The 14,271-nt window shown below is 66.2% G+C and carries 17 protein-coding genes; 3 read left to right on the forward strand and 14 right to left on the reverse strand.

Going from position 1 to position 14,271, the window contains the following annotated elements; genetic code table 11:
• Nucleotide 1: 1 nt before the first annotated feature.
• The 10 genes from pdhA to lipA all read right to left on the reverse strand — a co-directional run bounded on the left by pdhA (nt 2) and on the right by lipA (nt 7,475).
• Nucleotides 2–1,030: a pyruvate dehydrogenase (acetyl-transferring) E1 component subunit alpha gene (gene pdhA / locus B3Z70_RS10585; protein ID WP_292024431.1), complete on the reverse strand. Its 1,029-nt coding sequence runs from the start codon at nt 1,028–1,030 to the stop codon at nt 2–4.
• A 135-nt stretch (nt 1,031–1,165) separates the two neighbouring features.
• Complete coding sequence (locus B3Z70_RS10590; RefSeq protein ID WP_292024436.1) at nt 1,166–1,465, reverse strand: FtsB family cell division protein; 300 nt, start codon at nt 1,463–1,465, stop codon at nt 1,166–1,168.
• Nucleotides 1,466–1,603: 138 nt separating this feature from the next.
• The gene (gene eno / locus B3Z70_RS10595; protein ID WP_292024429.1) at nt 1,604–2,881 is read right to left on the reverse strand and encodes a phosphopyruvate hydratase; all 1,278 of its coding nucleotides are present in this window, start codon (nt 2,879–2,881) and stop codon (nt 1,604–1,606) included.
• A gap of 89 nt (nt 2,882–2,970) precedes the next feature.
• Complete coding sequence (locus B3Z70_RS10600; RefSeq protein ID WP_292045496.1) at nt 2,971–3,606, reverse strand: hypothetical protein; 636 nt, start codon at nt 3,604–3,606, stop codon at nt 2,971–2,973.
• A 112-nt stretch (nt 3,607–3,718) separates the two neighbouring features.
• A complete protein-coding gene (rpmF, locus tag B3Z70_RS10605) occupies nt 3,719–3,901 on the reverse strand; it encodes a 50S ribosomal protein L32 (protein ID WP_026108365.1) in 183 nt (60 codons plus the stop codon).
• 153 nt (nt 3,902–4,054) lie between these two features.
• Nucleotides 4,055–4,606: a sugar O-acetyltransferase gene (locus B3Z70_RS10610; RefSeq protein WP_292020920.1), complete on the reverse strand. Its 552-nt coding sequence runs from the start codon at nt 4,604–4,606 to the stop codon at nt 4,055–4,057.
• Complete coding sequence (locus B3Z70_RS10615; RefSeq protein ID WP_409410513.1) at nt 4,603–5,721, reverse strand: NAD(P)/FAD-dependent oxidoreductase; 1,119 nt, start codon at nt 5,719–5,721, stop codon at nt 4,603–4,605. Before B3Z70_RS10615 ends, B3Z70_RS10610 begins: the two co-directional genes overlap by 4 nt.
• Complete coding sequence (locus B3Z70_RS10620) at nt 5,718–5,954, reverse strand: hypothetical protein (RefSeq protein WP_292020918.1); 237 nt, start codon at nt 5,952–5,954, stop codon at nt 5,718–5,720. Before B3Z70_RS10620 ends, B3Z70_RS10615 begins: the two co-directional genes overlap by 4 nt.
• 104 nt (nt 5,955–6,058) lie before the next feature.
• Nucleotides 6,059–6,505 carry a type II toxin-antitoxin system RatA family toxin gene (locus B3Z70_RS10625; RefSeq protein WP_292020917.1) on the reverse strand — a complete coding sequence of 149 codons (447 nt, stop codon included), beginning with the start codon at nt 6,503–6,505 and terminating at the stop codon, nt 6,059–6,061.
• A gap of 7 nt (nt 6,506–6,512) precedes the next feature.
• Nucleotides 6,513–7,475: a lipoyl synthase gene (gene lipA / locus B3Z70_RS10630; RefSeq protein WP_349677232.1), complete on the reverse strand. Its 963-nt coding sequence runs from the start codon at nt 7,473–7,475 to the stop codon at nt 6,513–6,515.
• A gap of 171 nt (nt 7,476–7,646) precedes the next feature.
• Here lipA and B3Z70_RS10635 point away from each other — a divergent pair, with 171 nt between their 5' ends.
• Nucleotides 7,647–9,200 carry an AMP-binding protein gene (locus tag B3Z70_RS10635; protein WP_292020916.1) on the forward strand — a complete coding sequence of 518 codons (1,554 nt, stop codon included), beginning with the start codon at nt 7,647–7,649 and terminating at the stop codon, nt 9,198–9,200.
• Between the two features lie 18 nt (nt 9,201–9,218).
• On the opposite strand, the gene ygiD is transcribed toward B3Z70_RS10635, so the two are convergent.
• From ygiD to B3Z70_RS10655, 4 genes are read right to left on the reverse strand one after another with little or no spacing between them, the layout of a single operon-like run.
• Nucleotides 9,219–9,977, reverse strand: a complete 759-nt coding sequence (gene ygiD, locus B3Z70_RS10640; protein ID WP_292020915.1) for a 4,5-DOPA dioxygenase extradiol — start codon at nt 9,975–9,977, stop codon at nt 9,219–9,221.
• Nucleotides 9,978–9,981: 4 nt separating this feature from the next.
• Entirely contained in the window at nt 9,982–10,584 is a 603-nt protein-coding gene (gene wrbA / locus B3Z70_RS10645; RefSeq protein ID WP_248116732.1) for an NAD(P)H:quinone oxidoreductase, read from the reverse strand.
• Between the two features lie 53 nt (nt 10,585–10,637).
• Entirely contained in the window at nt 10,638–11,141 is a 504-nt protein-coding gene (locus B3Z70_RS10650; RefSeq protein ID WP_292045497.1) for a hypothetical protein, read from the reverse strand.
• Nucleotides 11,117–11,974 carry a D-alanyl-D-alanine carboxypeptidase family protein gene (locus B3Z70_RS10655; RefSeq protein WP_292045499.1) on the reverse strand — a complete coding sequence of 286 codons (858 nt, stop codon included), beginning with the start codon at nt 11,972–11,974 and terminating at the stop codon, nt 11,117–11,119. The genes B3Z70_RS10650 and B3Z70_RS10655 overlap by 25 nt, the downstream gene beginning before the upstream one ends.
• 109 nt (nt 11,975–12,083) lie before the next feature.
• On the opposite strand from B3Z70_RS10655, the gene B3Z70_RS10660 reads away from it, so the two are divergent.
• Together B3Z70_RS10660 and mazG are read left to right on the forward strand one after the other, a co-directional pair.
• The gene (locus tag B3Z70_RS10660) at nt 12,084–13,469 is read left to right on the forward strand and encodes an MFS transporter (protein WP_292024708.1); all 1,386 of its coding nucleotides are present in this window, start codon (nt 12,084–12,086) and stop codon (nt 13,467–13,469) included.
• Entirely contained in the window at nt 13,466–14,260 is a 795-nt protein-coding gene (mazG, locus tag B3Z70_RS10665) for a nucleoside triphosphate pyrophosphohydrolase (RefSeq protein ID WP_292024706.1), read from the forward strand. Before B3Z70_RS10660 ends, mazG begins: the two co-directional genes overlap by 4 nt.
• Nucleotides 14,261–14,271: the final 11 nt, after the last annotated feature.

The raw sequence follows: 14,271 nt of genomic DNA on the forward strand, positions 1-14,271 counted from the left end.
ATCAGGCCTCCACGTAGACGTCGGTATAGAGCTCGGACGGATCGGGTTCCGGGCTCTCTTGGGCGAATTGAACAGCTTCGGCGACGATCGCCTTGATTTCGTTGTCGATGGCCTTCAGCTCCTCTTCGGTCGCCTTGGCGGCCGACAGCAGCATCTTCAGGTGATCGATCGGGTCGCGGGTCTTCTTGACCTCGTCGACCTCTTCCTTGGTGCGGTATTTCGCCGGGTCGGACATCGAGTGGCCGCGATAGCGATAGGTCTTCACTTCCAGGATGAAGGGGCCGCCGCCCTCGCGGGCGCGCTCCACCGCGCGGGCCGTGGCGTCGCGCACGGCCAGAACGTCCATGCCGTCCACCTGCTCGCCCGGAATGCCGAAGCTGGCGCCGCGCTGGTACAGTTCGGTCGTCGAGGACGAGCGTTCGATGCTCGTGCCCATGGCGTACTGGTTGTTCTCGATGATGTAGATGGCCGGCAGCTTCCACAGCTGCGCCATGTTGAAGCTCTCGTACACCTGACCCTGGTTCGAGGCGCCGTCGCCGAAATAGACGAAGGCCACCGAATCGTCGCCGCGATACTTGCCCGCGAAAGCCAGGCCGGTGCCCAGCGCCACCTGGGCGCCGACGATGCCGTGACCGCCGTAGAAGCCGGTCGGCACATCGAACATGTGCATCGAGCCGCCCTTGCCCTTGGACGACCCGCCGCTGCGGCCGGTCAGCTCGGCCATGACCTCTTTCGGATCCATGCCGGCGGCCAGCATATGGCCGTGGTCGCGGTAGCCGGTGATGATCTTGTCGTGGCCCTGTTTGACGCTCTCCTGAACGCCCACCGCCACGGCTTCCTGGCCGATATACAGGTGGCAGAAGCCGCCGATCAGACCCATGCCGTACAGCTGGCCCGCGCGCTCCTCGAAGCGGCGGATCAGAACCATCTCGCGATAGAAGCGAAGCAGGTCTTCCTTGGACGCCGTCGGCGTGTTGGGCAGTTTGTCAGGCGTGGTCGTCTGAGCGGATTTGGCTGGGGCTTTTGCCATCCGGTATCTCCCGGCTAGGCGTCAGGAAGCGACGCCTTCTTATCGTTACGGAAGGGGGCTTTAGCAGCCTTCCTTCCCGGAACGCAAAGGGGTGCGGGCCGGGCTGTAACAATAGTTCAAGTGGCCGCTGCGGCTTCAGCCCTGCGCAGCCGGCGCCGAGACGCGGATCACATAGTCGCGCGGATCGGAAAAGCCCAGGACGGCGCGCGCGCGTTCCTCAAGCAAGTCGCGCGACAGGCTGTCGCTGCGCAGATATCGGACCCGGGTCTCCAGGTCGCGCCTCTGTTCGGTCAGATGCGCCAACTGATCTTCGCGCTGACCCAGCAGCGCATCGCGCGAGGCGCCGCTCAGCAACCCGCGTTCACCCGTCAACGCCTGCACGCCAAGATAGGCGAGCAACAGCAGCAGGGCACAGGACACGCGGTAAGGTTTCATCCGTTCGGGCACTTAAGACGCTCCTTCTGAGCGCGAGAACACAGTTCATGAACCGTGCCCGAAAATGCCTAACGAAATGTAGCTTGACCGTAAGAAAGTCGGCGAAGAACGCTGATTCTCCGCCGACAATTCCGGCGCTTACTTCAGCAGCATGCCGTCGCCGAAATAGACGCCCTGGTCGCCCAGCATCTCTTCGATGCGCAGCAGCTGGTTGTATTTGGCCACCCGGTCCGAACGGGCCAGCGAGCCGGTCTTGATCTGTCCGCAGTTGGTGGCGACAGCCAGGTCGGCGATGGTCGAATCCTCGGTCTCGCCCGAACGGTGGCTCATCACGGCGGTGTAGCCGGCGCGCTGGGCCATATCGACCGCATCCAGCGTCTCCGAAAGCGTGCCGATCTGATTGACCTTGATCAGGATCGAGTTGGCCAGCCCCTCGCCGATGCCGGCCGCCAGACGCGCGGGATTGGTGACGAACAGATCGTCGCCGACCAGTTGCACCCGGTCGCCCAGACGCTCGGTCAGCAGGCGCCAGCCGTCGAAATCATCCTCGGCCATGCCGTCCTCGATCGAGACGATGGGGAAGCGCTCGCACAGATCGACCAGATAGGCGGCCATGCCGTCGGCGTCGACGGTCTTGCCCTCGCCGGCCATGACGTATTTGCCGTCCTTGAAGAACTCGGTCGAGGCGACATCCAGACCCAGGTGGAAGTCCTCGCCCGCCAGATAGCCGGCGGCCTGCCCCGCCTTGGTGATGAAGCTCAGCGCCTCTTCGGCCGAGGCCAGATTGGGGGCGAAGCCGCCCTCGTCGCCGACGTTGGTGTTGTGGCCGGCGTCCTTCAACTGCTTCTTCAGCGCGTGGAAGATTTCCGTACCCATGCGCAGGGCGTCGGTGAAGGTTTCTGCGCCGGTCGGCAGGATCATGAACTCCTGGATGTCGATCGGATTGTCGGCGTGGGCCCCACCATTGATGATGTTCATCATCGGCGTCGGCAGAACGCGGGCCGAGACGCCGCCGATGTAGCGATACAGCGGCAGGCCCGACGAAATGGCGCTGGCCTTGGCCGCCGCCAGCGACACGCCCAGGATGGCGTTGGCGCCCAGACGGCCCTTGTTGGGCGTGCCGTCCAGTTCGATCATCGCCTCGTCCAGGCGGCGCTGGTCTTCGGCGTCCATGCCGGACAGGGCGTCGAAGATTTCGCCGTTCACGGCGTCGACGGCCTTCTGAACGCCCTTGCCGCCCCAGACGTCCTTGTCGCCGTCACGCAGTTCGACGGCCTCGTGCGCCCCGGTGGAGGCGCCCGAGGGCACGGCGGCGCGGCCGAACGACCCGTCGTCCAGAGTCACATCCACTTCGACCGTCGGATTGCCCCGGCTGTCGAGGATCTGGCGGGCGACGATGTCGGCGATGTCGGTCATGGCTCGGCTCTTTGGCTCAAGGCGGAAGTTAAGTCAGACGGGTTTAGCCGCCCGTCCGCCAAAGGCCAATGCCGCCGTGCGCCGTCAGGTCAGGAACAGCCCTCGACCAACTGAATCGACGGGCCGCCGGCGTGGATGGCCATGACCTTGCCGTCCGTGCCGATCTCGTAGCGGACGCCGCGCGCCGAAGGATCGGTGACATAATTGGTGGAGCCGCCCTTCGACCAAGCGAACAGATCCTCGGCCGGCGCGGCCTGATACTTGTGCGGCTCGGCGAAGATCGACCCGCCATAGGCCTGTTTGACCGCCATGGCCGTGTCGCCCAGACCGAAGCCGCGGTCTGTCTTGATCCTGGCGTCGCGCATCAGGGTGATTCGCGTCAACTTGCCGTCCTGAATCATGACGTTGACGCCTTGCGGCGCGCGGGCGGGATGGAACTGGTCGCAGACCTCGGGTTCCGCGCCGCCGACGGCGTTCGGGTTGGCCCGGTCGCCCCAGGCCGCGATCAGATCGGCCTTGCTCATGCCGATCCGCGCCGCGCCTAACCCTTCTGCGGTCAGGATGTTGGGATCGGCCGCAGGCGTCGCGGCCGGGGCCTCCACAGCGGGCGTCATGGCCGCCGGAGCCTCGGTCGCCGGCGCTCCTGCCGCCGGTCGGTCGTCGCGCCCGCAGGCGGCAAGGGTCAGAAGCGCGCAGGCGCTGACGGCTGTGAGACGAATCATCATGCAGTGATCTCCAATGGAAACTTCACCGCACGGAACGCACGAAAACGGCGCGCGGATCACCGCGCGCCGTATAAATTCTCGTTCGACCCTCGGGCCGACGTCCGTGAAAGACCTAGTCTTCCTTGGGCGTGATGACCTGACGACCGCGATAGGTGCCGGTCTTCAGGTCGATGTGGTGCGGGCGCTTCAGCTCGCCCGTGTCCTTGTCCTCGACGTACACGTTCGAGGTCAGGGCGTCGTGGGCGCGGCGCATGTTGCGACGCGAGGGGGATACTTTGCGCTTCGGAACGGCCATGTCCGTCTCAATCTTCTAAGTCGGGCGCCGCTCAGAGCCTAAGCCTGTCTGGCGCGAAAACGATAGCGGCGGCCCCCACCCCTCATCAGAGGTATGCAGAGCCGCCACGCGAGGCGCGGCTTATGCATGAACCGCGCGACGATTTCAAGGCGTTTAAGCAGGCGTCAGACGACGCACGATCCTGGCCGGATTGCCGACCACCACGGCGTCGGAAGGCACATCCCTGGCGACCACCGCGCCGGCCCCGATGACCGAGCGATCCCCAATGGTCACGCCGGCCAGAACGATGGCGCCGCCCCCGATCCACACGTCGTCGCCGATGAAGATGGGCCGGGCCGTCTCCTCGCCCCGGCGGGCGACCGCATCCAGCGGATGCTCGGGCGTCAGCAGCTGAACGCCCGGCCCGGCCTGGAAGTTGTCGCCGATTCGAATCTCCGCGCAGTCCAGGAAGACGCAGTTGGCGTTTGCGAAGGCCCGCGCACCCAGATGGATATTGACGCCATAGTCGCAGAAGAAGCCCGGCATGATCACCGCCTTGCCGTCCGCGGCCTTCACCAGTTGGTTGACCAGGGCGCTGCGACGGTCGCGATCCGGCTCGGCGTTGATGGCGACCGTCAGGCCAACCGCCCGCGCGCGTCCGTCCCGCAGGTCCGCGTCGCCCGGATCATAGGGCAGGCCCGCCAGCATCTTCTCGCGCTCGGTCATTGCGTCTCCGTCAGGGCGTCCGCCACGGCCTCGCCGATGGCCAGGGAACTGGTCAGGCCGGGGCTTTCGATGCCGAACAGGGCCATCAGGCCGTCGATGCCGTGTTGGTCGCGGTCATGCAACTGAAAGTCCGGCTGCGGCTCGCCCGGACTATGCAGCTTGGGTCTGATCCCCGCATAGTCCGGCGTCAGGGCGCCGTCGGGCAGGCCGGGCCAGAAGCGGCGGATATAGCGCGCGAATTCGTCGGCCTTGGCCGGATCGACCGAATAATCCTCGACCTCGACATAGGCCAGATCGGGGCCGAACACCCCCTGCCCTCCCAGGTCCTTGCGATAGTGGGTGCCCAGGGCTCCGGGAATGGGCGGAGGATAGATCAGCCGATCGAACGGCGCCTTGCCGACCAGCCGGAAATAGACGCCCTTGCCGAAATGACCGGCCGGGATGTCCTGGGCCGGATAGCCTTCGATCTGCGCGGCGACGGCTTGCGCCGACAGGCCGGGCGCGGTGACCAGAAGGCGGCTGGTGACGGTCATCGCCCCCTCCCCGCCGACACGAACGGAAAATCCGCCGCCCGGCATCGGCTCGGCGCCGTCGAACGGGGCGGATGTCACGACCGACCCGCCCGCATCCTCGATCTCGCCCTGCAAAGCCAGCATGTAGCCGTGACTGTCGAACAGGCCGCTCTCGGGCGAGAGGATGGCGGCATGGGCGTTCAGTTCCGGCTCCAGCGCCCGTGCTTGGGCGCCGGTCAGATGCTCCAGCCCCTCGACGCCATTCGCCGTCGCCTGTTCGAAGATGGCCTCGATCCGCCCGACCTCGGCCTCTTCGGTGGCCACGACCAGCTTGCCGCATTTCCAGTGGTCGATCTTGCGACTGGCCAGAAAGTCATACAGGGCCCGCCGTCCCTCAACGCAAAAACGGGCCTTCAAAGAGCCGGTCGGATAATAGAGCCCGCCGTGGATCACCTCGGAATTGCGCGACGAGACGCCCTGGCCGATGTGGCCTTCCTTCTCCAGCACCAGCACCGTCAGGCCCCGTTTCGACAACGCCCGACCGCAGGCCAGGCCCACAGCGCCCGCGCCCACGACGGTCGCGTCGAAATCAAACACGCTCAGCAAAACTCAGCCATCTTCGGGCTCAAGAACAGCAACAGAGGCCACAACGGCAGGATCGCAAAGCCCCACCAAGCGCGTGGCTCATTGCGGACAGCAAACGCTTGCCAGCCATTTATCAGAACGCCGATGATGGCGATCGGCAAGGTCAATGCGCTCATGATGAAGAGATGTGCTGGCCATCCTGTACATGAATCGCTCGCCATTCCGGACATGGCCGCGAACAGCAACAGCATGGGAGAGGCCAAGACAAATGCACATGTCGACAGAATAAGAACCGTGAGCAGAATCCAACTGCGACGTTTGTATAATACAGGCTTGGTTCCGACATCGGGCGTCCTCAGCCAAAACGCCTGGCGGCTTCGCTTTCAAAACACCCTATCAGCTTTTCCACCGCCCGGTCGAAGTTGGCCGACAGCATCAGGTCCAGCATTCGCGACTTGAAGGCGAAGTCGATCATGAACTCCAGCCGCGTGCCCTCGGGATGCGGGAAGAACTCCCAGCGGTTCTTCAGGTGTTTGAACGGCCCGCGCAGCAAGCCGACCTCGACCTTGGGCGCATTGCGATCATGCCGGACCCAGGTCGAGAACCGCTCTTTCAGCACCGCAAACCCGACGCCCGCCTCGGCGTCCACCACGGTCACGCCCTCGCCCTCGACCCGGTCGTTCCAGACGCGCATCGACGTGACCCAGGGCACGAAGTCGGGATAGGCCCGCACGTCGGCGACCAGATCGGCAAGCTGTTCTGGCGCATAGGGAAGAATGCGCGTGACGCGGTGGACGGCCATGAAGGACTTAGCGCTTCAGCTGCGCCTCGCGCGCGGCCTTCAGCCGGGCGAAGTCGTCGCCGGCATGGTGCGACGAGCGCGTCAGCGGCGACGAGGACACCATCAGGAAGCCCTTGGCCCAGGCGATCGCCTCATAGGCCTTGAACTCTTCCGGCGTGACGAAGCGGTCGATGGCGGCGTGCTTGCGCGTCGGCTGCAGATATTGGCCGATGGTGATGAAATCGACGCCGGCGGACCGCATGTCGTCCATTACCTGCATGACCTCTTCCTTGGTCTCGCCCAGGCCGACCATGATGCCGGACTTGGTGAACTGCTCGGGGTCGCGTTCCTTGACCATCTGCAGCAGACGCAGGGAATGGAAGTAACGCGCGCCCGGCCGGATCTTCAGATACAGGCGCGGCACGGTCTCCAGATTGTGGTTGAAGACGTCGGGCTTGGCGTCGATCATCACCGCCGCCGCACCATCCTTCCTCAGGAAGTCAGGCGTCAGAATCTCGATGGTGGTGTTCGGCGCCTGCAGGCGGATCTGACGCACCACCTCGGCGAAGTGGGCGGCGCCGCCGTCGGCGACGTCATCGCGATCTACCGAGGTGATGACGACGTGGTTCAGGCCCATCTGATGGACCGCCAGACCCACCTTGCCTGGCTCTTCGGGGTCCAGAGGCTGGGGCAGACCCGTCTTGACGTTGCAGAAGGCGCAGGCCCGCGTGCAGGTGTCGCCCATGATCATAAGGGTGGCGTGCTTCTGGCTCCAGCACTCGCCGATGTTCGGGCAGGCCGCTTCCTCGCAGACCGTCACCAACCCCTTGGAGCGGACGATGTCCTTGGTGGCGTTGTACTGGCCCGAACCGGGCGCCTTGACCCGCAGCCAGTCGGGCTTTTTCAGAACCACCGATTCCGGCCGGTTCTGCTTTTCCGGGTGACGCAGCTCCGACGGCTTGCGCTGCAGGGTGTCGATCAGGGTGACCATGGCCGGTATTTCGGCTTTCCGCGCCCGGAAGGCAAGGCACAGCCGGTTACAGACCGCGACCGCACGGGAACTCACGCGACGTTACGCATCTTTTCAAGAAGACGCGGCGTCATTAATGACTGACGCCCGAACAACAGAGAGGGCCCTTTGCGCCCTCCATAGGAGACGCGCTTGCGCCAGGCCCTGGATCCGTCGCTGTACGAACAAACCCTGATCGACGCCCTGATCGAGGCGCGCGCGCGGTTCGGCGACAAGGAAATCCTGGAAGACCAGGACCGTCACCCCCTGACCTACACCGGCCTGATCCGCGCCGCCTTCGTGCTGGGCCGCAAGATCGCGCAGATGACCGAACGGGGCGAGCGGGTCGCCATCCTGCTGCCGTCGTCGATGGGCGTGGTCGTCACCTTCTTCGGCCTGCACGCCCATGGCCGCGTGCCGGTGATGCTGAACTTCACCGCCGGAGAAGCCAATCTGAAGGCGGCCATCAAGGCGTCGGGCGTCAAGAAGGTGCTGACCGCAAAACGCTTCATCGACCAGGCCAAGCTGGACGACCTGATCGTGGAGTTGAAGAAGGTCGCCGACGTCGTCTGGCTGGACGATGTGCGAAAGACCATCGGTCTGGCCGACAAGCTGTATGGTCTGGCCGCCGGCGCCGCCCCCAAGCGGTTCCGCGTCAGGACCGACCCGGATGCGCCGGGCGTTGTCCTGTTCACCTCCGGCAGTTTCGGCACGCCCAAAGGCGTGGTGCTGAGCCAGAAGAACCTGGTCGCCAATGCCCGACAGGTCGCGGCCCATATCGACCTTGATCCGGCCTGGGTCATGTTCAATCCCCTGCCGACCTTCCACTGTTTCGGCCTGACCGGCGGCGTCATCCTGCCGCTGCTGCAGGGGCTGAAGGCGTTCCAGTATCCGTCGCCGCTCCACGCCAAACAGATCACCGACCTGCTGCCCCAGGTGAACGCCTCGATCCTGTTCGCGACCGACACCTTCCTGAGCCAGTACGCCCGCGTCGCCGAACCGAACGACTTCGCCACCCTGAAGTTCGCCGTCGCCGGGGCCGAGAAGGTGCGCGAGGAGACCCGCGCCCTGTTCAATACCAAGTTCGGCGGCGTCGAACTGCTGGAGGGTTACGGCGCGACCGAGGCCTCGCCCGTCATCGCCGTGAACCACCCGGACCGCAACGCGCCGGGCACCGTGGGCCAGATGCTGCCGGGCATCGACTGGAAGCTGGAACCAGTCGAGGGGATCGAGGGCGGCGGCCGCCTGTTCCTGAAGGGCCCGAACGTCATGAGCGGCTATGTCACCTCGGCCGAACCGCTGGCCTGGGATGCGGTCGGCGACGACTGGCTGGACACCGGAGACATCGTGGACGTGGACGCCGAGGGCTACGTCACCATAAAGGGACGCGCCAAACGCTTCGCCAAAATCGGCGGCGAGATGGTGTCCCTGACGGCGGTGGAAGGCATCGCCGGCGCGGTCTGGCCCGAGCGTCGCCACGCCGTCGTCGCCATCCCCGACAGCCGCAAGGGCGAGAAACTGGTGCTGGTGACGGACCATGACGCGGCCGAGGTCGCGCCGCTGGCCGAATGGGCCCGCAACAACGGCGCGCCGGAACTGATCGTGCCCAAGAAGATCGTCAAGGTCGCCGAAGTGCCCGTCCTGGGCACCGGCAAGACCGACTATGTCGCCATCCAGAAGATGGTCGAGGCGGAAAAGGCGGCCTGATCGGGCCGCCCCTCGACGTCAGCCGATCCGCACGCCGGTCATCGAGATCGAACCGCCGTCGATGTGGTCGTTGAAGAAGCTGACGGGTTCGCCCGGCTGCTGCTGGGCGGCGATATAGAGGACGGGCAGATAGTGTTCGTCGGTCGGCACGCTCAGTTGCGCGTCCTCGGCCAGGTCCACCCAATCGATCAGGGCGTCATGGTCCCTGCGTTCGAACGCCGCCTTCACCGCCTCGTTAAAGCCGGTCGCCCAGCCATAGGGCTCGGCCCCGCCCTCGCGCTTCCAGGTGCGCAGATTGTGCACGAAGTCGCCGGACCCGGCGATCACGATCCCCTCGTCCCGCAGCGGCGTCAGCGCCTTGGCCAGATCGTAGTGCTGACGCGCCGTCAGGTCGCGGTTCAGCGACAGTTGCACCACCGGCACGTCGGCCTCGGGCCAGACGTGGCACAGCACCGACCAGGTTCCGTGATCCAGACCCCACTGTTGAGTCTGGACCGCGCCGGTCAGCGCCGACACCTGAGCCGCCAGTTCGGGCGAACCGGGCGCCGGATACTGCATCTCGTGAAGTTCGCGCGGGAAGTTGCCGAAATCGTGGATGGTTTCAGGCTTGTGTTGCGCTGTGACGCCCAGCCCGCGCGTCTCCCAGTGGGCGGAGATCATCACAACGCCCCGGGGCTTGCCGATGGCCTGGCCCAGGTCGCGCCAGGCGGCCCCATAGGGACCGCCCAACGCATTCATGGGCGAACCGTGGCCGAAGAAGACGGCGGGCTGGCGCATGGGTTCAGCCGTGCAGCTTCTTGGCCAGTTCGGCGATGTGCTTGCCCTGGAAGCGCGCGCCGCCCAGGTCGATGTCGCTGGGCTGACGCGAGCCGTCGCCGCCGGTGATGGTCGAGGCGCCGTAGGGCGAACCGCCGTGGATCGCATCCAGCGTCATCTGCGCCTGATACGAATAGGGCAGACCGACCACCGGCATCCCGTGGTGCATGAAGAAGTTGTGCAGCCCCTGGAAAGTGGTTTCCTGGCCGCCGTGCTGGGTCGCCGTGGCCGTGAAAGCGCCGCCGATCTTGCCGATCAGCGCGCCCGAGAACCACAGGCCGCCGGCCTGATCCAGGAAGGCGCGCATCTGCGACGCGGCCGAGCCGAAACGGGTGCCGGCGCCGATGATGATAGCGTCATAGTCCTTCAGATCGTCGATCTTGGCGACCGGCGCCTTCTGATCCAGCTTGTAGTGCGAAGCCTTGGCCAACTCCTCCGGCACGGTTTCCGGCACGCGCTTGATGTCGACCACCGCGCCTTCGACCTCGCGCGCGCCTTCGGCGACGGCTTCGGCCATGGTTTCCAGGTGGCCATAGGTCGAATGATAGAGGACCAGGATTTTCGGCATCGGGGGAGGCTCCATTGAATGACAGGGGCCGTTATTTGCAACAACGACCGTTGCTAACTTGGCGCGTCATCCGGCTTGGCGCAAGTCCCATGCGCGGTTTCCGGCTCGAACGGACACACGGCCGCGTAGAAGGCCGCCGATCCCGGCGCGATGCGACCGCCCTGGCGATGAAAGCGATGCTCCATCACCATCGCCTGCTGCTCGATGTTCAGGTCTTCCCAGCGACAGGTCGTGACCGCATCATAGGCGTAGGACGCGGCCGTGTCGCCGGCCTTCAGCTTGGCCCACAGCAGATTGACGCCCTGTTGCGCCTGCCAGACGTGGGTCAGTTCGTGGATCAGCACGCCTTGCGCGCGCACCGATGCGTCGGTGAAATCCGCGATCAGGTCTCGGCGTGGCCAGACGATCCAGTCGCGCCCGAACCAGCGCCCGGCGACGAAGGCGCGCCGGAACGGCCAGCCGATCAGCCGCACCGTGTCCAGCCGCAGCGCGGCGCCGAACGCCGCGCGCGCCAGCGCCGCCTCGGCCGGCGTCAGGACGCGAACGATGGATCCCACGGCCGCACATACTCCCAATGCCACGGTTCATAGACGTAGGGGACGAAGCCGAACCGGCCCGCATTCTCGACCAGCCAGCGATAAGTCGCCGTCCGCGCCATATATTCGCGACTGGCCGGGGTCGTGGAATCCACCCCCAGGCCCGGCGCCCGGCCGACATAGAGATCGACCGCCGTTCCGGTCCGGTGCGGCGAACAGACGGCGCGACGCAGGCCATCGCAGTTCCCCTGCTGGGCGCAGCGCGCCGCATCCGCCTCAGGATCGCGGAAGCCGGAAAAGATTTGCAGCAGTTCGGGGTCGGCCGCGACCTCTGGAACCTCGGCGCGGGCGGCGGCGACCAGCCGGCGATAGGCGTCCAGCACGTCGCGCCGCAACAGCCGCGTCAGCCGGTCGGCGTGTTCCTCTTCCGCGACCAGATAGCCCAGTTGGTTGATCGGCGGCGGCTCGGGGCACAGGCCGCCGACGCGCGCCATCACGAACGGCCGCCGCTCCTGCCACAGACCGCGAAACACCTGAAAGGTCTCGGCGTCCAGCAGGCCGGTCGGCGCCAGCCCGTGCGTCTGCTGGAACCCCGCCAGTTGCGAGGCGAAGATCGGCGTGCCCGCACCACAGCGCGTGTGCAGCTCCTGCTGGATCAGCGGCAGATAGGGCCGCCACCCCCATTCCATCGCCCCGAACGGCGTCCACGGCATGGCGTAGGCCGCCTCGGCGTTGGCCAGCCCTTGCGCACGCCAGACGTCGGCGTTGGTGTGGCAAGGCCCCGCCGCCCTGGCCTGCCCGGCGAAGAGCGTTCCCAGGGCCAGACCAAACAGGGCGAACAGGCGAAGCGACATGACCTCAGAAGGCCCCAAGCCGACCGCGAAGTCCACCATACCGCTGACGCGCCAAAGCTGCGATGGTGCAACAGGTCCGACTCATCCGGGCCGTTTCGGACCCTCTTTCATGACCGCCCGATCCGCGCCCGCCCGCGCCACGCCCCGCAGCTCCAACGCCGTTCTGGCCGCCTTTTCCGGCCCCTGCCTGCCCCTGGCGGCCTTCGGCGTGGCCCTGCCCGTCACCCTGCCCGAGTTCTACGCCACCTTCGTCGGGCTGGAGCTGGGCGTGGTGGCGGCCGTCTTCATGGCGGTGCGCCTGATCGACATCGTCTTCGACCCCTTCATCGGCTGGGGCATGGACCGGACCAGGACACGGTTCGGCCGCTATCGTCCGTGGATGGCGCTGTCGACGCCCATGCTGATGCTGGCCGCCTATATGATGTTCGTCATGGTCCAGCCGGGCGCGCCGCCCATCTATCTGTTCGGCTGGCTGCTGTTTCTCTATCTGGGCTTTTCGATCGGCACCCTGGGCCAGCTGGGCTGGGCCGCCGTCCTGGCGCCGCAATACGATCAGCGCAGCCGCGTCTACGGCTGGTGGCAGGTGTTCAACATCATCGGCGTGGTGCTGATCCTGGTGCTGCCGACCGTGGTGGTCCAGACGGGGATCGGGGCCTATGCCGACGGCGTGCGGATCATGGGCTGGGCCATCGTGATCGCCCTGCCCGTCACCATCGGCCTGGCCATGGTCGCCGTGCCCGAGCCGGTCACGACCGGCGGCCAGCCGCACGGCAGCCTGGGCGCCTATCTCAGCCTGTTCAAGAAGCCGGTGGTCAGGAAGCTGCTGCTTTCGGACCTGTTGCTGGGCGTGGCGCCGGGCATCACCGGCTCGCTGCTGTTCTTCTTCTTCGGCCAGATCAGGGGCTACGATCACACCCAGGCCGGGCTGTTCATGCTGTTCTATTTCGTCGCGGGCCTGTGCGGCGCGCCCTTCTGGGCCTGGTATGCGACCCGCGTGGGCAAGGATCGCGGCCTGGCGGTGGCCAGCGTGGTGTCCGCCGTCCTCTATGTCGGCGCGACCCTGGTTCCGGGCGGAAACTTCGTCCTGACGGCCGTGGTCATGTTCATCGCCGGCCTGCCCTATGCGGCGGGCCTGTTCCTGACGCGCGCCATGATGGCCGACGCCGGCGACGAAGAGCGGTTCGAGACCGGCGTGGACCGCACCGGCCTGATGCTGTCCATCCTGTCGGCCACTACCAAGATCGGCCACGTCGTCGCTCTGATCCCCTATCTGATCCTGCAGGGCGTCGGCTTCCGCGCCCTGCCCGGCCCCGCCGGCAACAGCGACATGGCCCTGCTGACGCTGCAGATCCTGTTCATCGCCGTGCCGGGCGTTCTGCTGGTCCTGGCGGGCGTGGTGCTGAAGAACTATCCGCTGACCGCCAAACGCCACGACGAGATCCGCGCGGCTCTGGAAGCCCGCGACGCCGGGGCCCAAGCCGGAGCCAGGGCATGAGGCCGATCGACCGTCTGCTGGGCGTGATGGCGCGGCTGCGCGACCCGGACGGCGGCTGCCCCTGGGACGTGGAGCAGACCTTCGCCACCATCGCCCCCTATACGATCGAGGAGGCCTATGAGGTCGCCGACGCCATCGAGCGCAACGATCTGACCGAACTGAAGGGCGAACTGGGCGACCTGCTGTTCCAGGTCGTCTTCCACGCCCGCATGGCCGAGGAACAGGGCCTGTTCGCCTTCGACGACGTGGTCACGGCCATCGCCGACAAGCTGGAACGCCGCCACCCCCACGTCTTCGGCGATGAGGCCCAGCGGTCGTCCAGGGAACAGACCGTCGCCTGGGAGGTCATCAAGGCCGCCGAGCGAAAGGACCGCCAGAAGCCCGGCGTTCTGGACGACGTGCCCGTCGGCCTGCCCGCCCTGACCCGCGCCGCAAAACTCACGAAACGCGCCGGTCGCGTCGGCTTCGACTGGCCCTCGACCGACGAGGTGTTCGACAAGCTGGCGGAAGAGGTCGAGGAGCTGCGTGTCGAGATCGCCGCCGGCGACCAGGCCAAGGCGCGCGAGGAGCTGGGCGACCTGCTGTTCGTCGTCGCCAACCTGGCGCGCAAGCTGGATGTCGAGCCCGAGGATGCGCTGCGCGCCGCCAACGCCAAGTTCGTTCGCCGTTTCGGCTTCATCGAGGCTGAACTGGCCAAGGGCGGCCGCACCCCCGACCAATCGACCCTAGACGAGATGGATCGCCTCTGGGACGCCGCAAAGGTCGCGGAGAAGGCCGCGCTTCATATTTGAACGGCGCCTGC

The sequence above is a fragment of the Brevundimonas sp. UBA6550 genome, assembly GCF_002434505.1.
GTDB lineage: Bacteria > Pseudomonadota > Alphaproteobacteria > Caulobacterales > Caulobacteraceae > Brevundimonas.